Origin of the sequence: Streptomyces sp. NPDC005566 (assembly GCF_040605575.1) — a bacterium.
Taxonomy (GTDB): domain Bacteria; phylum Actinomycetota; class Actinomycetes; order Streptomycetales; family Streptomycetaceae; genus Streptomyces.
Map to the genome: position 1 here is coordinate 244,993 of NZ_JBEXDB010000003.1, position 18,103 is coordinate 263,095.

Genomic DNA, 18,103 nt, shown 5'->3' on the forward strand with positions numbered 1-18,103 from the left:
TCACGCGGGCGAGAGTGGCAGGAGGCGTGCGCGACGGTACGCCGACGGCTTCCGCGCACCGTGGACCAGGGAGAGACGATGTCCCCCTCAGAATCGAGGCTCGCGGAGCCGTCGATCGCGGAAGCCACTCCCCGCCCCGTCGTCACGCCGTGAGCCCGCGACACGGCGGCGCGCCATGACCCACCCGGGCACGCTCGTCCTGATCATGGCAGCGGCCGTCCTCGCGCCCGTCCTCGTACACGCCACGGGCCGGTGGATCCGCATCCCCCTGGTGATCTTCGAGATCACCCTCGGCATCCTCATGGGCCCCGATGTCCTGGGCTGGGCGCACCCCGGCGACGTCGTCGACACACTCGCCGACCTCGGGCTGGCCATGCTGATCTTCCTCGCCGGGTACGAGATCGACTTCGCGGCGGTCCGCGGCGACACCCTGCGCCGTTCCCTGTGGTCCTGGCTGATGTCCCTCGCCCTCGGTATCGGACTGGCCGTCCTCATCAGCGGCGGTGACATCTTCGAGGCGTTCGTCATCGGCACCGCGCTCACCAGCACGGCGCTCGGCACCGTCCTGCCGATGCTGAGGGACAGGGGGGAGCTGCGCGGCCGGTTCGGAACGGTGATGTCGGCGTTCGGGGCGGTCGGCGAGTTCGGCCCCGTCGTCGCCGTGGCGCTGCTGCTCAGCGGGCGCCGGCCGGCCGAGTCGGCGGCCCTGCTGGCCGCGTTCGGGGCGATCACGGCCGGCGCGGTGTTCTGGGCGCTGCGTCCCCGGCCGGCCTGGTTCGCCCGGCTGACCGAACGGACCCTGCACAGCAGCGGCCAGTTCGCGGTCCGGTTCGTCATGCTGCTGCTCGCCTGCATGCTGGGCCTCGCCGAGGTCTTCGGCCTGGACGTGCTGTTGGGCGCCTTCGCGGCCGGCGTCCTCACCCGTCTCGTCATGCACCGAGCGGCGCCCGCGAGCAGCGGGGAGGTCCTCGGCAAGGTGGAGGCGATGGGCTTCGGCTTCCTCGTGCCCCTGTTCTACGTGGTCACGGGCATCGAGTTCGATCTGGACGCTCTGCTGCACGACCCGGAATCGCTGTTGCTGGTGCCGGTCTTCCTGCTGCTGGTCCTGCTGGTGCGCGGCGGACCGGTGTTGCTCCTCGCCCCGAAGGATCTCGGCCGTACGGACCGGGTGGCCCTGTCGCTGTTCGCCTCGACGTGCCTGCCTCTGGTCGTCGCCATCACGACCATCGGTGTCGATCAGGACCTCCTGGGCTCGGACGAGGCGGCGTCGCTGGTCGGCGCCGGGATGATCTCCGTACTCGTGCTACCGCTGCTCGCGATGCGGATCCGGTCGAAGGCCGGCGGGACGGCACGGCCGGCACCCGCGGCGGACGCGGCCGGCGGCACGGAGGCGTGGTGAGGCCCTCGTCGGTGTTCAGGGGCGCTCGAAGAACTGGAGGACCCCTCCGGCGGCGAAGCAGAGTGCTCCCGTGAGGGTGCCCCAGTTGGCGATGTCGACGTTCACGACGCTTCCCGTCGCGGGGCGGGTGAAGTCCGCCAGTGCCGCTACCAGGAAGAGCACGGACCCGAGTTGGTTGACGGCGACGATCCACCAGCCGAGGTCGTGCGCACGGATGCCCGGTCGGCCGTGGCAGACCTCGGCCAGGGCAAGGTGCCCCGAGAGGAGGAACAGGGTGCACCCGACCATGTCAGGGGCCCAGACCAGCCTGTTCACCTGCTGCACCGAAAGCCCCTGCACCAGGGAACTCAGCAGGTTGATCCCGAACACGAGCGTTCCCACGAACAGCAGGAAGGTGCTCAGCCAGTCGATCCGGCCGGGCTCGTAGCTCCACCAACTCCAGCGCCGCGCGGGAAGCGCCCCGGTTCCGCTGTCCTGGCGGGGGGCGTTGACCGCCTGGAGAAGTGACGCGTAGCCACCCGTGTTGAAGAACAGGCCGCCGGCGAAGTAGATCCAGGCACCCGTCAGGCCGCCCGTGCTGAAGAACTGGCCCACCGCGGCCCCGGAGGCGAACAGGCACCCACCGGCCGTGAACGCACCCGCCGCAATGGCATTCAACCTGCCCAGACGGGCGACCGACCCGCTGTCCGCTCTTCGGGAGCGGGACTTCGACTCGCCTGCGGCCCGCACGGTGAGCAGGCCGCGCTTGCGTGCCGGTCGCGACTCCCAGACCGCGGTGCCCCCGTCGCTGAGGCGCCAGGTCAGCCGGGTCGTGAACGGCCCAGCGCCCTCGGCGTTCCTCGCGATTCGGCTCACCCGGCGACCCTAGCCTTTGGTGTGTGTCTGTCCTGGTTGCGGCTCGGCCACGCACAGGCCACCGGGACGGGCCCTGGCGTCCCGGTGTCCGCGCGGAACCGGCCGCGGCCGCCGACCGGCTGCCCCGACCGGGCGTTCACTGCGCATTTCGACGAATGCGCCGTGCCGTTCGGGTGACTGCCGTTCGCGCCGCCCGTATCCGACGCCCGTCGGGGGCCATACCTGACCCCATGGACAGGAAACTGCCGAGACGAACGGTGCGTGCTGCAGTGCGACGAGAGAACTTCGGATCATTTCGGCGACGCGTGGTCGCCGGATGCTGTGCCCTGCTGCTCCTGGCCCTGACGTCGAGCGCGGCGGCACAGGCGGCCTCGTCGCCCGACGACGACGGTTCCGACCGCCTCGACCCGCGGATCACGGACATCATGGAGAAGCCGGACTACCCCAACGCCCAGTGGGGCCTGCTCCAGCAGGATCCGGACAGCGGGCAGGTCGTCCACAGCAGGTTCGCCGAGCAGTTCTTCATCCCCGGGTCGGTGGCCAAGCTGTTCGGCACCTCCGGGGCGTGGGACACCCTCGGCGGCGACCACCGCTTCAGGACGCCGGTCTACGCGGTCGGTGATCGCCGCGGAAGCACGCTGAACGGCGATCTCGACCTCGTCGCCCAGGGCGACCTGACCATGGGCGGCCGGACCCGGCCCGACGGCACGGTCGACTACACCGACCTCGACCACACCTACGCCAATGACTTCCCCGGCGCCACGCTCACGCCGGAGAACCCGCTCGCCGGGATCAACCGGATCGCCCAGCAGGTACGGCGCTCCGGCATCACCCGCGTCAACGGGAACGTGATCGTCGACAACCGGCTCTTCCAGCCCGAGCCGGTCTTCATCCCCGTCCCGACCCCGCTGATGATCAACGACAACCTCATCGACCTGCTGTCCACCCCAGGCGCCCGCCCCGGTGCGCCCGCGCGGCTGGACTGGCGGCCGAAGGTCGCCCCGTACCGGGTCACCTCGACGGTGAAGACCGTGGCAGCCGGGCAGCCGACGGACATCGACGTGACGACCTCCGAGAACGGCACCCGGATCAAGCTGTCCGGCACGATCGCGGCCGACTCCGAACCCGCGCTGAAGGTCTCCGCCATCACCGACCCGGCGGCCTTCGGACGCACCGCGCTGATCGAGGCGCTCGGCCGGGCCGGGGTGAGGGTCACCGCCGACCCGACGGGAGCCAACCCGGTCGGCAGGCTGCCCGACGGGTACGAGGGCCGGCCGCGCGTGGCCCAGTACACCTCCCCGCCCTACTCCCAGTACGCCAAGCTCATCTTCAAGGTCAGCCACAACCTGGGCGGGAACCTCGCCATCTGCCTGATGGCCGTCGCGAAGGGCAGCCAGGACTGCATGGACGGCTTCCCGGTGCTGGCCGACTTCCTGGACCGCGCGGGCGTCGACCGCACACAGGTCCAGCTCCTCGACGGCCGGGGCGGCAACCCCGTCGACCGGACCACGCCCACGGCCGTGGTGCAGATCCTGACGTACTGGCACCGCACCCCCGAAGCCGAGGTCTTCCGTAACGCGCTGCCCATCCTCGGCGTCGACGGCCTGCTGGCCGACAACTGCACCGACTGTCCCGCCCGCGGCAAGGTGTTCGCCAAGACCGGCGCCGCCGTCGGTCTCGACGCCCTCAACAACCGCCTGGCCATCGGCGCCATCACGATCGCCGGCTACCTGGACAAGGGCAACGGCCGCTTCGACGTCTTCTTCGCCGGCGTCAACGGCGCCTCCACCCCGACGACCGACGTCAACGGCGTGCTGGACATCGCCGACGACCTCGCGATGATCTCCGCCTACCTGCAGGAGGATGCGGAGCGGCGAGAGGACTGAGAGCAGCACCGCATCGTCGAGAAGCCCCGGGCCGACGGCCCGGGGCTTCTTCGCTGAGGCTGTTTCCCGCCCGGCAGGGACAGATGTCGCGCAGAGTACTCCGTATGACCGCACCCGCAGAGCTGCTCCGCGCCTTCGCCCGCACCCGCGCCTCGCTCGACGGCGAGGAGGTCACGTACTGGTGGTCGGGAGACGTGTACTCCTGGGCCCCCGACGAGCCCTACCGGCGCGTCCTCGGCTTCGAAGGGCTGAACGTCGCCCGCCTGGTGCAGGACGCCGAAGACGGACCCGACGCCTACCGACTGCTCACCCGCGAGGCCGCCTTCTACCTGGACCCCGCCACCCGCGAGATCCTGGAGACCTGGCAGGACCTGCCGGTGGTGCACGTCTGGAACGACCCGGCGAACCAGAAGTGGCGCCCCTTCCCGATCCCGACGACCGAGCTCGGCGAACAGCTCTGCTTCAGCCTGGAGATCCCGCTCGCCTACCCCTCGCCGCTGCCGGTCGCCCAGTACCCCGTCCACTCGGCCGGTGACACGTACAAGGCCCTGGAGCTGTTCCAGTTCTTCGCCGACCGGGCCGACCTGGCCGGCCCGGCTCCGAGCGTCCCGGCCACCATGTCGTGGACCCGGATGTCCCCGTGGCTCCCGTGGATGGCCCGCGGTCAGGAGCCCGGCGGGCTCACCTTCCACTGCCGGGGCCGCAAGCTCGGCTCGTACGCCGAGGTCCCCGAGCGGACCCGTGCGTACATCGCCGACCGGCAGCCGGAGTTCGCCCGGGCCCCCGAGAAGTGGAGCGAGCCGAACGAGACGAGCTGGACGTACTTCCGCAAGCTCAACCCGCCGCAGTAGCCGCCGGGCACCCTCACCGCGCGGGGTGCCCCGTGCGGTGCGGGTGCCCTCCGCGAGGTGGCGCCGCCCGCCCGAAAACCGGTGGAGCCGCGTCCCCGCCTGCCGATACCGTTCCTGCGCCCGCAGTCGCCCCGTCAAGGACGTGCCGTTGTACACCAAGTGAGACCCCCCGAGCGCTGATCCGTCGCGCGTCGCACCTGTGCGCCGTGCTCCTTTTCGCTGCGGTCCTCTCACTGAACCGGTGTACTTCTGTGTCCAGAACCTGGGTGGTTGTGCCCACCTGCCTGCCGACAGTCCTCCGCCGTTGCCACAGGTGCGCCTCCGGGCGCTTCCGGGCGAACGGCAAATTCCGCGTCAACGCGAACCACAAGCTCCTCGACGCCTGGCTCCTCGCCCTGTGCACGGGATGCGGGGACACCACCAAGCTCACTGTCCTGGAGCGGATGAACGTCCGCTCCGTGCAACCGGAGTTCCTGAACCTGCTGCACGACAACGACGCGGGCCTGGCGGCCGATCTGCTCCAGGACCCGGTCGTACGGCGCCGCAATCGCATCGCCCTCGACTGGGACGACGCCTGGCGCCTCGACAGCGGCGCGCCCGACCGGCCGGATCAGCCGGAGGGTGAGGCGATCGAGGTCTCGGTCCGCTTCACGGCGCGGATACCCGTGCGGCCGGTGCGACTGATCGCCGAGGGCTTCGGCCTTTCGCGAGCCGAGGCCGGGAGACTGCTCGCCGAGGGGAACCTCGTGTCGACGGTCCGCCTGAGCGGCAAGCTCTCGGGCGACTTCACCTTCACGCTCAAGCGCTGAACTCCAGGGCCTGTCCGGCAGTGCGCGATCCGCCGGGCAGGCCCTGCTGGGGTCCTGCATCCGCCAGGTCCCGGAGGGTCGCGGAACGGCAGCCGGTCACCCGTGACCGAGCGCCGTGGACGGCACCGCCGGTCACGGCGTGGGGGCTGGGCCGGTTCTGCACGGTGCCGCAGCTCGCCGGTCCTGTCCGGGAAAGCAACTCGTTGAGCGGATCTCGGCAATAGCTCGAATTCCATCGGAATGGGAATCGAATTATCACCTCCTCTGAATACAGGTAAAACCATCCCACCCGGCACGGACGAAGTCGTCGACGATCAGCGCGGTGCGGTGTCGTCCGCGGGGAACGCGGGGCCGTGGCCGGGCACGATCAGGTCGGCCGCGGCGAGCACCCGGAGCCGGGATGCCAGCAGCATGTCCTGGTCCGGGGCCACCGGGTCGTCCACCGGGCCGTTGGGGCGCCACCACAGGTCCCCGACGAAGGCCACGACACCCGAAGCCGTACCTGCCAGCAGGGTGATGTCCTCGCGGCTGTGCCCCGGGGTGCGGATCAGCCTGAGCGAGGGGGTCAGTTCGTAGCCCTCGGCGTCGCGGTCGGTCCACTGGTCGTTCCGGTAGATCGCCTTGTGGTCGTGGACGCGGGCTTCGCCGAAGAGGCCGACGTTCATGGTGTTGTCCGGGTGGTGGTGGCTGAGCACCACATCGGTGATGTCATCGGGGCCGATTCCCGACTTCGCGAGCGGCCCGAGGATCCGCTCGCGGCCGGCGACCATGCCCGGGTCGACGATCACGCGAAATTCCCCGTCACTGATGCAGGAGACGGTGGCGGCCACCCCGGGCCCGGTGGAGAGCGTGTAGCCGGTGGTCAGGATCTCGTACGTGGCGCTGCGGCCGAGCGGTGCGTCTGTCATGTCCCCAAGTCTTCGCGGCAGCACCCTTCTTCACGAGTGGCCGTGCTGCCACTGATCGCATGAATCGTGCCAGACTGCCTCCATGCCGCCCTTCGTGACCGTCGCCGCCTACGCCCCGCCCGGTGTCGGGATGCTCGGAGCCGGGATCGCCTCCGAGGTGTTCGACGCGCGCGGCCAGGACCTGCCCCGCTTCGACTTCGCCCTGTGCACCGACCGGCCCGGACGGATCCGCACCGATGTCGGGCTCCCGGTCGTCGTCGAGCACGGCCTGGACCGGCTGGCCGCGGCCGACCTGGTGATCGCCCTGCCCTGGGCGGACTTCCGTACGCCGCCGGGACCCGCCGTGCTCGATGCGCTGACCTCCGCTCATGAGCGCGGCGCGCTCGTCGCCGGACACTGCGTCGGTGCCTTCGCACTCGCGGCGGCCGGGCTGCTCGACGGGCTTCGCGCCACCACGCACTGGCGGTTCACCGGCCTACTGGCCGACCGCCACCCGGACGTCACCGTCGAACCCGACGCCCTGTACATCGACGAGGGCCGGATCGTCACCGGTGCGGGGGCAGCCGCCGGTTTCGACCTGTGCCTGCACCTCCTGCGGCGGGAGTACGGCGCCACCACGGCCAACGCCATCGCCCGGGACCTGGTCCTGCCGTCCCACCGCGACGGCGGACAGGCCCAGTACCTGACCGCACCCGCCCCGGAGGACTGCCACGACGACCGGCTCGCCGAGGTGCTCGCCTGGGCCCGCGAGCACCTCCACGAGTCGCTTCCGGTGGCGGAGCTGGCGCGCCGGTGCCTGATGAGCAGGCGCTCCTTCGCACGCCGGTTCGCCGCCTCGACAGGCACCACCCCTCACGCCTGGCTCCTCGGCCTGCGGCTCAGCCGCGCCGAGGAGCTCCTGGAGACCACTGACCTCCCCGTCGAGGAGATCGCCCGCCTGGTGGGCTTCGGGAGCGCGGCGGTCCTGCGCTCACAGTTCGTACGGCGCCGGGGAGTTCCGCCCCGCTCCTACCGCCGGTCCTTCACCCGCACGCCGTAGCCGGAGGACCCCTCGACGGGGCCGGGTGACCCCGCCCACGTCCACGGCGTCGGGAGCGCTCAGTGCTTCCGCGCCTCCTTCAACGTGGACTGCAGGGCGAAGAAGGCGGGCTTGCGGGTGAGGTCGTCCCTCATCACCGTCGCGGAGCCCTCCCCCTCGAAGAACACCGGGACCCAGGAGTACTTGTCGGTGAAGCCCCAGATCGTGAAGGAGTTGCAGTCCTTCACGGCCAGGCATGCCGACAGGGCCTGCTGGTAGTAGTCGGCCTGCTGCTGCAGCTGCGCGTCGGTGGGCTCGCCACCCTCCGGCAGGTCCATGCGCACGTCCAGTTCGGTGATGGCCGTCTCGAGGCCGAGCTTGTCGAACCGGCGCAGGCTCTCCTCGAGGCCGCCCGGGAAGCCGTAGCGCGTGCTCAGGTGCGCCTGCGAGGAGAAGCCGTCCACGGGCACCCGCTGCTTGAGCAGGTCCTTGACGAGTGCGTAGTACGCGTCGCTCTTGGCGTTGACGTCCTCGACGCCGTAGTCGTTGAAGAACAACTTCGCCTTGGGGTCGGCCTCGTGCGCCCAACGGAAGGCGTCGGCGATGATGCCCGGGCCGAGCTCGCGGATCCAGATGTTCTCCTCGGTGCGCAGCTTGCCCTCGCCGTCGAAGATCTCGTTCGCCACGTCCCACTGCTGGATCCGGCCGGCGTAGCGGCCGACGACGGTGGTGATGTGCTTGCGCAGGATGGCGCGCAACTCCTTGGCGGAGAAGTCGCCCTCCTCGAGCCATGCCGGGTTCTGGCTGTGCCAGAGGAGCGTGTGCCCGCGCACGACCTGGTTGTTGCGGTCGGCGAAGTCGACGATGGCGTCGGCCATCGCGAAGTCGTAGCGGTTCTGCTCGGGGTGGATGTACTCCCACTTCATCTGGTTCTCGGGGGAGAGCGAGCTGAACTGCTGCCCCATCGTCTTCCGGTACTTCTTGTCCGAGGTGAAGGGGTCCGGGTAGTCCTGCTCGAGGTGGTGGCCGCCGCCGGCCACGGCGGTGCCCACGTAGAACCCGTCGGGAGCGGCCCTGCGCAGCTGGTCGGACGTGCCGTGGGAGTGGTGGTGCGCGTCCCGGTGGCCGGAGGACGGGTCGGCGGTGGCCGAGCTCGCCGCCAGTGGCAGCGTCAGGGCGGCCGTGGCGAGGGCGGCGGTGGCGAAGCGGAGGTATCTCATCGGAGGACTCTCATTCCGGTCGGCTTTTTCGAAAGTTTCGATAAAATTTACGAACAAGCGCTCACGGACGTTAAGAGCTATCGGCCAGGGCGTCAATACGTTGCGAAGAACCTTCTGTCCTCGGGGCGTTCGCGGGACAGCCGCCGGGAGTTCCTCACGCATCGGCGGGGTCACCTGCGCGGAAGAGGCCGTAGGGTCGTCCAGGTCGACGGGCACAGGTCGCCGGCCGAAGAGAGCAGACCGCCGGTCGAAGGTCGCAGGCAACGGCGGATCACGGCTGCACCGGGAGGGCGTGCGCTACTTCCACACGGTGGAGAAAGGCCCGACAGGGGTGTCCGTCACGAACAGGTTTCTGTCGCTTCAGCGATCCGGTCGAGAACACCCCGGGTGTGGAGTACCGCTTCCTCGACGCTCAACCGGGCGCCGTGGTCGAACGATTCCGCGAAAGCGCAGTCGCCCAGGGCGGCTCGTGCCGATGACGTGATGCGGTCGACGTCGGCGCGTTCGGCGGGTGGGAGCGGCGCTCCCGCGCGGCGGCGGGCCGCGGCAGCGGCGCCCAGGAGTACGGCCGAGCAGTCTGCGGACTCTTCGCCGTGCAGGGCGGCCGCGCCGGCCAGACCCTCCAGGGAGAGGGCGAGGGCGCGTGGCTCGGCGAGGGACCGGGCGGTGTCCAGACCGCATAGGTGATGCACCGCGGCCCGGCGCGCATCGCCCCGCAGTTCGGCGACGAACCCGAGCTCCGCGAGAACCAGATGGTCGCCCGCCTCGGACGACACATCGGCGTAGCCGTCGCGGAGGTGAAGCAGGTGCGCCTCGGCGGCATCGAGGTCGCCGGAGCGGCGCGCGCCCAGGGCCAGGCCCATCCCGGAGTGGATCTCGCCGTACGTGTAGCCCTGTTCGGCGGCGATGCGGCGCGCCTGTTCGTGCAGGTCGCGGGCCCGTTCCCAGTCGTGGGCGAACAGTGCCAGCCGTCCGAGACCGGAGAGCCGCGCCGAGACCTCCGCCTCCAGGCCCAACTCCCGCGCCATCCGTAGCCCCTCGTGCTGGCGGCGCGCCGCGTCCGCGTACTCGCCCTTGATCTCGGCGAGCGCGGAGAGAGCCGACACGGTCTGCAACTCTCCCCATCTGTCGCCCAGTTCGCGGAAGCTCATGGCACTGCGCAGCCCGTCACGGCCGAGTCCGGCGAGGTCGCCGCGGACCAGCGCGAGGGTCGCCCGCAGGCCGAGCGCGGCCGCGGTGCCCCACTGGTCGCCCGCGTCGGTGAACAGGGTGAGGGCACGGGTGTTCAGCTCGTTGCCGTCGGCTGTGTCGCCCGCGCTGAACAGGCCGTACGCACACAGCCACATGGCGCGGGCGCGGCGCACGGGGTCCGGGACGGCGTCGGCGGTCCCGGTGGCAGCGCCATCGGAGCGGGTGATGGCCGCCGGGTCGCCGGTGAGGAGCGCGAACGCGGCGTGGAGGAGGGTGAGTTCAGCGGGTGCTTCCGTGGTGGCGGCGGCAGGCCCGGAGACGGCGGCCAGGACGGACCGCAGGCTGCGGCGGGCCTCGGTGAGACGGCCGCGCAGGAGCCACCACCAGGCCAGTGCCGTGGCGAGCCGCACCGCCTCGTCCGCCTCACCCGCGCCGGCGCGCCGCACCGCCTCGTCGAGTGCCACGCGCAGATTGCCGGCCTCGGCGTCCAGACGGGCCAGCCAGGACCGCTGCCCCGCACCGCGCAGCTGGGGCTCGGCGCGTTCGGCGAGCGCGAGGTGGTGGCGCAGATGGCGGTCGCGTACGGCGGCGAGGTCCTCCATCTCGTGCAGCCGCTCCGTCGCGTACGCGGCGACCGACTCCATGAGCCGGTAGCGGGGCCCGGTGGGCCCGTCGACCACGACGACGAGGGACCGGTCGACGAGCCGCGTGACGAGGTCGAGCACGTCGTCCCGGTCGACGCCGTCGCCCGCGCACACCGCTTCGGCGGCGTCCAGGTCGCAGCCGTCGCTGTGCACGGCGAGGCGGCGCAGGACGATGCGTTCGGGCGCACTGAGCAGCTCCCAGCTCCAGTCGATCACCGCCCGCAGGGTCTGCTGACGTGCGGGTGCGCCGCGCTGCCCGGTGGTCAGGACCCGGAACCGGTCGCCCAGACGGGCCGCCAGTTCCCGTACGCCCAGCACGTGTACGCGGGTGGCGGCGAGTTCGAGGGCGAGCGGGATGCCGTCGAGCCGGCGGCAGATCCCGGCGACGGCCTCGCGCTCCGAGGCGTCCGGTTCACGCGGGAAGCCCGGCGCGGAAGCGGCGGCGCGTTCCATGAACAACTGGACGGCGTCCGCGGTCGGGAGGGGTTCGACCAGGAACACCGCCTCGCCCGCCAGGCCGAGCGGCTCCTGGCCGGTGGCCAGGACGCGCAGGCCGGGGGCCGTGCGCAGGAGCAGCTCGGCGAGTTCGGCGGCGGCGTCGACGACGTGCTCGCAGTTGTCCAGGACGAGCAGGGTGCGGCGGTCCCGGAGGGCGGCGGCCAGGCGGTGCGGCGGCGAGGGGGTACTGGTGCCGGTGCCCGGCAGGGCGGAGGGGGCGTCGTCCCGGATGCCGAGGGTGGCGGCGACGACCTGGGCGAGGTCGGCGGGTGTACCCGCGCGGACGCCGGCGAACTCGACGAGCCAGATCCCGTCGGGGAGTTCACCGCCCTGCGCGCTGTCCCGTTCCGCGGCGGCGGCCGCCACCGCCAGGCGCGTCTTGCCGACGCCGCCGGGGCCTGTGAGAGTCACCAGCCTGGTCTGTCCGAGGAGCTGGGACAGGTAGGTGAGGGATCGGCCGCGACCGATCAGGGGGGTGAGGGGGACGGGAAGGTTCGAGTGCGCGTGCGCACCCGCCGTGGGCAGGTCCGGTGCCCCCGCGGGGACACCCTCGGCGCCGTCGGCTGCCGTCGGCCCGGGGAGCAGCACCGGATCCTGCCGGAGCACCGCCTGGCGCAGTGCGCCGAGCTCGGGGCCGGGGTCGACCCCCAGCTCCCCTGCGAGCCGGGCCCTCAGGTCGTCGTACGAGGCGAGAGCCTCGCTCTGGCGGCCCGCCGCGTACAGCGCCCGTATCTGTACGGCGCGCAGCCGTTCCCTCAGCGGGTACCGCGACACGAGGTCGGCGAGTTCACCGCCCAGGAGCACATGGTCGCCGGCCTCCGTACGGGCCTCCGCCTGCTCCTCCAGCACGGTCAGCCGCTGCTCCGCGAGGCGCTGGGTCGCCCCCCGTACGAACTCCTCGTCCGCGAAGTCCGCGTACGCCGGGCCCCGCCACAACTGGAGGGCCTCGGTGAGCAGTGCGGCACGGGCGTGCGGGTCCCGCAGGGGGCGGGCCTCCGTCACGAGGGCGCGGAACCGTGCGGCGTCCACCTCCTCGGGACCGTCGCCGAGCCGCAGGCGGTAGCCCGGCGGCTGCCGCACCACCCGGTCCCGTCCGATGACCCGGCGCAGCTGGGAGACCTTGGCCTGCAGCGCACCCGTGGGCCTGCCCGGCGGATCGTCGCCCCAGAGATCGTGGATGAGACGGTCCGCGGAGACGGGGCCCCCGTCGTGCGCGAGCAGATCGGCGAGCAGCGCCCGGACCTTGGCCTCGGGGACCCTGACTTCCTGTCCCTCGTCGTCCCACACCACCAGTGGTCCGAGCACCCCAAACCGCATACGCGCCACCGTACATGTCCCGGGTCCGCGTCCCGGAGCCGTCGGGATCCCGCGCCCGGGGCGGTCAGGCGTCCGGACCGTCAGCGCTTCCGAAGGTTTCCCGAAGCGCCGCGGCGCACAGTCGTCCCCACCGGGCGGCACCACGCACCGGCAGGAGAGGACAGCCCGGGAGGGAGCGGCAGCCGTGACCAGGTACGCGAGCAGGAAGGCCCTGATCGTCGGTGCGGACACCGGCATCGGCCTGGCCATCGCCAAGCGCCTCGTGGAAGGCGGTGCGACGGTCCTGCTGACCGCCCGCACCGCGCAGGACCGCGTCGACGCGGGCTCCGAACTCGGTTTCGCCGCACGCGTCCTGGCCCCGGACGCCGTCGAGGACGGTCTCGGCCCCGACGCTGACATCGACCTGCTCCTCGCCGACGCGGTACCCACCGTGCTGCCGCTGCTGCGGCGTCTCGGGGACGGCGGCGCGATCGTGCTCACGGCTTCCGCCCCGTCCCCGAGCGCCGTCACGGCGCTCGCCGCGGAGCTCGTCCCGCGCGGCATCCGCGTCAACGCGGTGGCCCCGGGCTTCATCGCGGTGCCGGGGACCGGCGCCGTGCCCCTGCCGCCGATGGGCCGTCTCGGTGCCGCCTAGGAGGTGGCCCGTGCCGCGCTCTTCCTGGCCACCGAGGCGACCTTCACGACGGGCGCCCGGCTCCCCGTCGACGGTGGCCTCGGCCCGCCGTGACCCGGAGCACCACGTCCCCAGATTCCCAGGTTCCCCCAGAAGATCCGGAGTCCACCACATGAGCACCGTGCCCGACACCGCGGCCGATTCCGCCGAGGCACCGGAAACGAGGAGGGGCGGCCAGGAGCAGCAGAAGCTCCCCCTCCTGGCCCTGCTCGCCCTCGCCACCGCCGTCTTCATCACCTGCCTCACCGAGACGCTCCCCGCGGGCCTGCTCACCGCGATGAGCGACGACCTCCGGGTGAGCGAGTCCGCGACCGGCCAGACCGTGACGATCTACGCGATCGGCACCGCCCTGACCGCGATCCCGCTGACCGCGGCCACCGCGGGCCGGCGCCGCAAGGGACTGCTGCTTGCCGCCATGGCCGGATTCGCCCTGGCCAACACCGTCACAGCGGTCTCGTCCGTCTACGAGCTGACGATGGTGGCCCGGTTCGTCGCGGGTGTCGCTGCCGGTCTGGCCTGGGCCCTGCTCGCCGGGTACGCGCGGCGTCTCGCGCCCGTGCATCTGCAGGGCAGGGCGATCGCCATCGCCATGGCGGGCATTCCCGTCGCGCTGTCCATCGGCGTACCCGCCGGGACCTTCCTCGGCGAGGCGCTCGGCTGGCGCGTGGCGTTCCTCTCGATGACGGCGCTCACGGTGGTGCTCCTGCTGTGGATCTTCGCGGCCGTGCCGGATCACCCGGGACAGGAACGCGGCGAGCGGCCGAAGATGCTGCGCACCCTGCGCATCCCCGGCGTGGCCCCGGTCCTGTTCGTCACGCTCGTCTTCGTGCTGGCCCACACCATCCTGTACGCGTACATCGCCGCTTTCCTCGACGACCTGGGCCTGGACGACAGCACCGGACTGATCCTTCTCGTCTTCGGCGCCGCCTCGCTGGCGAGCATCTGGATCGTCGGCGCCCAAATCCAGCACCGGCTGCGCAGCCTCACCGTCGCCGGCGCCCTGCTGGTCGCCGTCGCCGCCGCACTCCTGGCCGTCGCCTCCGACACGACCGCACTCGTGTACGTCTCGGCCGTCCTGTGGGGCCTGGGCTGGGGCGGGGTGCCCACCCTGCTGCAGACCGCGGTCGGTGACGCGGGCGGCGCATCCGCCGACGCGGCCCAGGCCATGCTCGTCACCCTCTGGAACGTCGCCATGGCGGCCGGCGGCATCATCGGCGGCGTCCTGCTCGACGTGGCCGGCAGCGAGTCCTTCCCCTGGACCGTCCTGCTGCTCCTGCTGCCGGTGATCGCGGTCGTCCTCCACGCACGCGGCGCCGGCTTCCCCGCCACCCGCCAGGTGCCCCGGGGCGCCGGCCCTCTCGCCACGCCGGCCGCGACACCCGCGGCAGACCCGACGGCGTGAACAGCTCATGAAGGAGGGCCCTTCGGCCTGTCCACCCCACCACCGGCCCGTGCACGCTCTGAGGACCCCACCCACAGCCGGACCTTCGCAGGAGGAGACCGCACCGTGCCCGTCACCGGAAAGAAGCAGGTGCACCTCGCCGCGCAGCTGCCCGGCATCCACAACGTGACCGTCTGGTCGGACCCCCGGTCCGGGAGCCAGATCTCCGTCGACTCCTTCATCCGGCTCGCGCAGACCGTCGAACGCGGCAAGTTCGACTTCTTCTTCCTCGCCGAGGGGCTGCGGCTGCGCGAGCACAAGGGCCAGGTCTACGACCTGGACATCGCCGGGCGCCCGGAGAACCTGACCGTGCTCAGCGCGCTGGCCGCCGTCACCACGCACCTCGGCCTCGCCGCGACCGTCAACGCCACCTTCAACGAGCCGTACGAGGTGGCGCGCCGGCTCGCGACGCTCGACCACCTCAGCGGCGGGCGGTCGGCCTGGAACGTGGTCACCAGCTACGACGCCTTCACCGGCGAGAACTTCCGCCGCGGCGGCTTCCTCGACGAGGCCGACCGCTACACCCGTGCAGCCGAATTCCTGGCCGCCGCACGCACGTTGTGGAACAGCTGGGCGGACGGGGATCTCCGCGCCGACGCGGCTGCGGGAGAGTTCGTGCGGTCAGGGGCCGGCCGGTTCGCCCATCACGGGGCGCACTTCGACATCTCCGGCCGGTTCACGACACCGCCGGGCCCGCAGGGACACCCCGTGATCATCCAGTCGGGCGAGTCCGACGCGGGCCGCGAGTTCGCCGCGTCCGATGCGGACGTGATCTTCAGCAAGCACAACCGGCTCGATGCGGCCCGTGACTTCTACCGGGATGTGAAGCGGCGCCTGGCCCGGTACGGGCGCACCCCGGACGAGCTGAAGATCATGCCCACCGCCGACGCCGTCATCGCCGACACCGACGAGGAGGCCGTCGCGTACGCCGCCGAGGTCAGCCGTGACCTGGTGAGCCCGCAGACCGCGATCGCCCACCTGGAGGCGGTCTGGGGCCGCGACCTGTCGGGGTACGACCCGGACGGGCCGCTGCCCGGCATCGAGCCCGAGGACGACGCCCATCTCCTCAAGGGGCACTCGGTGTTCCGCAAGGGCCGCGCCGAGACGGCCCGGCAGTGGCGGAAGCTCGCCGAGGAACGGAACCTGAGCATCCGCGAACTGGTCATCGAGATCGGTGGCCGCCGAACGTTCGTCGGCAGCCCGCAGACCGTCGCCGACGCCATCGACCACTTCGTGCAGACCGAGGGCGCCGACGGCTTCGTCCTCGTCCCCCATCTCACCCCCGGCGGGCTCGACGACCTGGTGGACCGGGTGGTGCCGCTGCTCCAGGAGAAGGGCGTGTTCCGCGAGGACTACGCGGGAACGACGCTCCGGGACCACCTGGGCCTCAGCACCCCCGACCGCGCCGGACGGCCCGTGGACCGGAGGCCCGCGGACCGGAAGCCCGTGGACCAAAAGCCCCTGGACGACAAGACATCCGTGGACAACGCGAAGGAGGCCCCGTGACCGGCACGACCGGCAGCACCCCGCTCCACCTCGCCGTCGCCCTCGACGGCGCGGGGTGGCACCCGGCCGCCTGGCGAGCCGCGGACGCCCGGCCCGGCGAGCTGCTCACGGCCGCGTACTGGGCCGGCCTGGTCGCCGAGGCCGAGCGCGGACTGCTCGACTTCGTCACCTTCGAGGACGCCCTCGGACTGCAGTCCGCGGCCTTCCACCTGCCGGACGACCGCACCGACCAGGTCAGGGGCAGCGTGGACGCGGTGCTGCTCGCCGCCCACCTCGCCCCCCTCACCCGGCGCATCGGCCTGGTCCCGACGACGAACGTCACGCACACCGAACCGTTCCACCTCGCCATCGGCATCGCCACGCTCGACCACGCGAGCAGGGGCCGGGCCGGCTGGCGCCCGCAGATCTCCTCGCGCGCCGCCGACGCCTCCCACTTCGGCCGCCGCACCACACCTCAGCTCACCGACGACGACGTAGGCGACTCCGAACTGATCGCCGCACGGCTGCGCGAACTCTTCGCCGAGGGCGCCGAGGTGGTGGACGCGGCACGGCGGCTGTGGGACAGCTGGGAGGACGACGCGGAGATACGGGACGCGGCCACCGGCCGCTTCATCGACCGCGCCAAGGTGCACCACATCGACTTCCGGGGAACGCGGTTCGGCGTGAAGGGCCCCTCGATCACGCCGCGGACCCCGCAGGGGCAACCCGTGGTGGTGAGCCTCGCGCACGCCTCCACCCCGTACGAGTTCGCGGCGCTCGGCTCCGACCTCGTCCACATCACCCCGCACGACCGTGCGGGCACCGCGGCGATCCTCGCGCAGGTCGACGAGGCGGTGGAGCGCACCGGCAGGGACATCCGGGACCGGCCCCTGCGGAGGTTCGCGGAGCTCCTCGTCTTCCTGGACGAGGAGCCCGGCGCGGCCGCACACCGCAAGGCCCGCCTGGACGGACTGGCCGGCGCCGAACTCGCCTCCGACGCCGAGATCTTCGCCGGCACGCCCGGAGAGCTCGCGGACCTGCTCCTCGACCGGCGTACCGCCGGCCTCGACGGCTTCCGGCTGCGGCCCGGCACGCTGCCGCACGACCTCACCGCGATCACCCGCGGCCTGGTCCCGGAACTGCAGAGGCGCGGTGTGTTCCGTACGGCCTACGACGCCGCGACCCTGCGCGGCCACCTGGGCCTGCCGCGCCCCACCAGCCGCTACGCGGCGGCGGAACCCCGTCGATGACGGCCGGGCGCGACCGGTCCGCCCCACGGTGTCAGCGGGCCGCCGGGGTGGCGCGCAGGTCGAGGGTCCAGTTCTGGCCGACGAGGTCGTGGCCGAAGCTGTGATGGGGCTCCTCGTCGGTGAGGGTGAAGCCGAGGCCCTGGTAGATCCTGCGGGCGGCCACCAGGACGTCGTTGGTCCACAGCGTCACCTGCCGGTAACCGGCTTCGCGCGCGAAGGCGAGGCACTCCTGGACGAGGCGGGTACCGAGGCCGAGGCCCCTGGCCTTCCGGGTGACCAGCAGGATGCGCAGCTTGGCGACCCCGGGTTCGTCGCCGGCGACGAGGAAGACGCAGCCGGCGCGCTCGCCGTCGACCTCGGCGATCCACGCGGCGTCCTTCGCCGGGTCGTGGCCTGTGCCGTAGTCGGCGACGATCCTGGCGACCAGGGCCTCGAAGTCGGTGTTCCAGCCGAACTGCTGGTCGTAGACCTCACCGTGGGTCATCACCACCCAGCCCAGATCCCCGGGGCGGTCGGCGCGGCGTACGACGACGTGCGGCTGGTGTTCCCGCTGCGACATGGGTATTCCTCTCCTGGCCACCGTGCGACGTCAACGCTACTGACACAACTGTTTCAGTAGAGTTGGGCTACCTCTGGGCCCCAGGAAGCGGCAGTTCCC

General features: G+C 72.0%; 14 protein-coding genes. 9 read left to right on the plus strand and 5 right to left on the minus strand.

The window, feature by feature from the left end; genetic code table 11:
- The first annotated feature begins 175 nt into the window (after positions 1-175).
- Positions 176-1,399, plus strand: a complete 1,224-nt coding sequence (locus ABZS61_RS06445) for a cation:proton antiporter (protein ID WP_356416907.1) — start codon at positions 176-178, stop codon at positions 1,397-1,399.
- Between the two features lie 15 nt (positions 1,400-1,414).
- Here ABZS61_RS06445 and ABZS61_RS06450 read toward each other — a convergent pair whose 3' ends face one another.
- The gene (locus tag ABZS61_RS06450) at positions 1,415-2,254 is read right to left on the minus strand and encodes a hypothetical protein (protein ID WP_356416909.1); all 840 of its coding nucleotides are present in this window, start codon (positions 2,252-2,254) and stop codon (positions 1,415-1,417) included.
- 269 nt (positions 2,255-2,523) lie between these two features.
- Between ABZS61_RS06450 and dacB the strand changes: the two genes are divergently transcribed.
- From dacB to ABZS61_RS06465, 3 genes are all read left to right on the plus strand, one after another.
- Positions 2,524-4,140, plus strand: coding sequence for a D-alanyl-D-alanine carboxypeptidase/D-alanyl-D-alanine-endopeptidase (gene dacB, locus ABZS61_RS06455; protein WP_356416911.1), 1,617 nt, complete (start codon positions 2,524-2,526; stop codon positions 4,138-4,140).
- 104 nt (positions 4,141-4,244) lie between these two features.
- Positions 4,245-4,991, plus strand: coding sequence for a DUF1838 family protein (locus ABZS61_RS06460; RefSeq protein WP_356416913.1), 747 nt, complete (start codon positions 4,245-4,247; stop codon positions 4,989-4,991).
- A gap of 251 nt (positions 4,992-5,242) precedes the next feature.
- Positions 5,243-5,800 (plus strand): DUF1062 domain-containing protein, encoded by a 558-nt coding sequence (locus ABZS61_RS06465; protein ID WP_356416915.1) that lies wholly within the window; start codon positions 5,243-5,245, stop codon positions 5,798-5,800.
- Between the two features lie 314 nt (positions 5,801-6,114).
- Here ABZS61_RS06465 and ABZS61_RS06470 read toward each other — a convergent pair whose 3' ends face one another.
- The gene (locus ABZS61_RS06470) at positions 6,115-6,708 is read right to left on the minus strand and encodes an MBL fold metallo-hydrolase (protein WP_356416917.1); all 594 of its coding nucleotides are present in this window, start codon (positions 6,706-6,708) and stop codon (positions 6,115-6,117) included.
- An 82-nt stretch (positions 6,709-6,790) separates the two neighbouring features.
- Here ABZS61_RS06470 and ABZS61_RS06475 point away from each other — a divergent pair, with 82 nt between their 5' ends.
- On the plus strand, positions 6,791-7,747 hold the full coding sequence (locus ABZS61_RS06475; protein WP_356416919.1) for a helix-turn-helix domain-containing protein: 957 nt from the start codon (positions 6,791-6,793) through the stop codon (positions 7,745-7,747).
- A gap of 59 nt (positions 7,748-7,806) precedes the next feature.
- Here ABZS61_RS06475 and ABZS61_RS06480 read toward each other — a convergent pair whose 3' ends face one another.
- Together ABZS61_RS06480 and ABZS61_RS06485 are read right to left on the minus strand one after the other, a co-directional pair.
- Complete coding sequence (locus tag ABZS61_RS06480; RefSeq protein ID WP_356416921.1) at positions 7,807-8,946, minus strand: endo-1,4-beta-xylanase; 1,140 nt, start codon at positions 8,944-8,946, stop codon at positions 7,807-7,809.
- Positions 8,947-9,284: 338 nt separating this feature from the next.
- Positions 9,285-12,596 carry a BTAD domain-containing putative transcriptional regulator gene (locus tag ABZS61_RS06485; RefSeq protein WP_356416923.1) on the minus strand — a complete coding sequence of 1,104 codons (3,312 nt, stop codon included), beginning with the start codon at positions 12,594-12,596 and terminating at the stop codon, positions 9,285-9,287.
- A 184-nt stretch (positions 12,597-12,780) separates the two neighbouring features.
- Here ABZS61_RS06485 and ABZS61_RS06490 point away from each other — a divergent pair, with 184 nt between their 5' ends.
- The 4 genes from ABZS61_RS06490 (at position 12,781) to ABZS61_RS06505 (ending at position 17,445) form a co-directional block, all read left to right on the plus strand.
- Positions 12,781-13,230, plus strand: coding sequence for an SDR family NAD(P)-dependent oxidoreductase (locus tag ABZS61_RS06490; RefSeq protein WP_356416925.1), 450 nt, complete (start codon positions 12,781-12,783; stop codon positions 13,228-13,230).
- Between the two features lie 151 nt (positions 13,231-13,381).
- Positions 13,382-14,671 carry an MFS transporter gene (locus tag ABZS61_RS06495; RefSeq protein WP_356416927.1) on the plus strand — a complete coding sequence of 430 codons (1,290 nt, stop codon included), beginning with the start codon at positions 13,382-13,384 and terminating at the stop codon, positions 14,669-14,671.
- 105 nt (positions 14,672-14,776) lie between these two features.
- Positions 14,777-16,216, plus strand: a complete 1,440-nt coding sequence (locus ABZS61_RS06500; RefSeq protein WP_356416929.1) for an NtaA/DmoA family FMN-dependent monooxygenase — start codon at positions 14,777-14,779, stop codon at positions 16,214-16,216.
- Entirely contained in the window at positions 16,213-17,445 is a 1,233-nt protein-coding gene (locus ABZS61_RS06505; protein ID WP_356416931.1) for an LLM class flavin-dependent oxidoreductase, read from the plus strand. The genes ABZS61_RS06500 and ABZS61_RS06505 overlap by 4 nt, the downstream gene beginning before the upstream one ends.
- A 31-nt stretch (positions 17,446-17,476) precedes the next feature.
- Here the strand turns inward: ABZS61_RS06505 and ABZS61_RS06510 are convergent, their stop codons facing one another.
- Positions 17,477-18,004 carry a GNAT family N-acetyltransferase gene (locus ABZS61_RS06510; RefSeq protein WP_356416933.1) on the minus strand — a complete coding sequence of 176 codons (528 nt, stop codon included), beginning with the start codon at positions 18,002-18,004 and terminating at the stop codon, positions 17,477-17,479.
- Between the last annotated feature and the right edge of the window lie 99 nt (positions 18,005-18,103).

Excerpts from the sequence above, each read along its gene's own strand:
- ABZS61_RS06445 (WP_356416907.1), top strand. The coding sequence starts at position 176 with ATGACCCACCCGGGCACGCTCGTCCTGATCATGGCAGCGGCCGTCCTC.
- ABZS61_RS06480 (WP_356416921.1), bottom strand. The coding sequence starts at position 8,946 with ATGAGATACCTCCGCTTCGCCACCGCCGCCCTCGCCACGGCCGCCCTG.
- ABZS61_RS06485 (WP_356416923.1), bottom strand. The coding sequence starts at position 12,596 with ATGCGGTTTGGGGTGCTCGGACCACTGGTGGTGTGGGACGACGAGGGA.
- ABZS61_RS06460 (WP_356416913.1), top strand. The coding sequence starts at position 4,245 with ATGACCGCACCCGCAGAGCTGCTCCGCGCCTTCGCCCGCACCCGCGCC.
- ABZS61_RS06510 (WP_356416933.1), bottom strand. The coding sequence starts at position 18,004 with ATGTCGCAGCGGGAACACCAGCCGCACGTCGTCGTACGCCGCGCCGAC.
- ABZS61_RS06475 (WP_356416919.1), top strand. The coding sequence starts at position 6,791 with ATGCCGCCCTTCGTGACCGTCGCCGCCTACGCCCCGCCCGGTGTCGGG.
- ABZS61_RS06470 (WP_356416917.1), bottom strand. The coding sequence starts at position 6,708 with ATGACAGACGCACCGCTCGGCCGCAGCGCCACGTACGAGATCCTGACC.
- ABZS61_RS06495 (WP_356416927.1), top strand. The coding sequence starts at position 13,382 with ATGAGCACCGTGCCCGACACCGCGGCCGATTCCGCCGAGGCACCGGAA.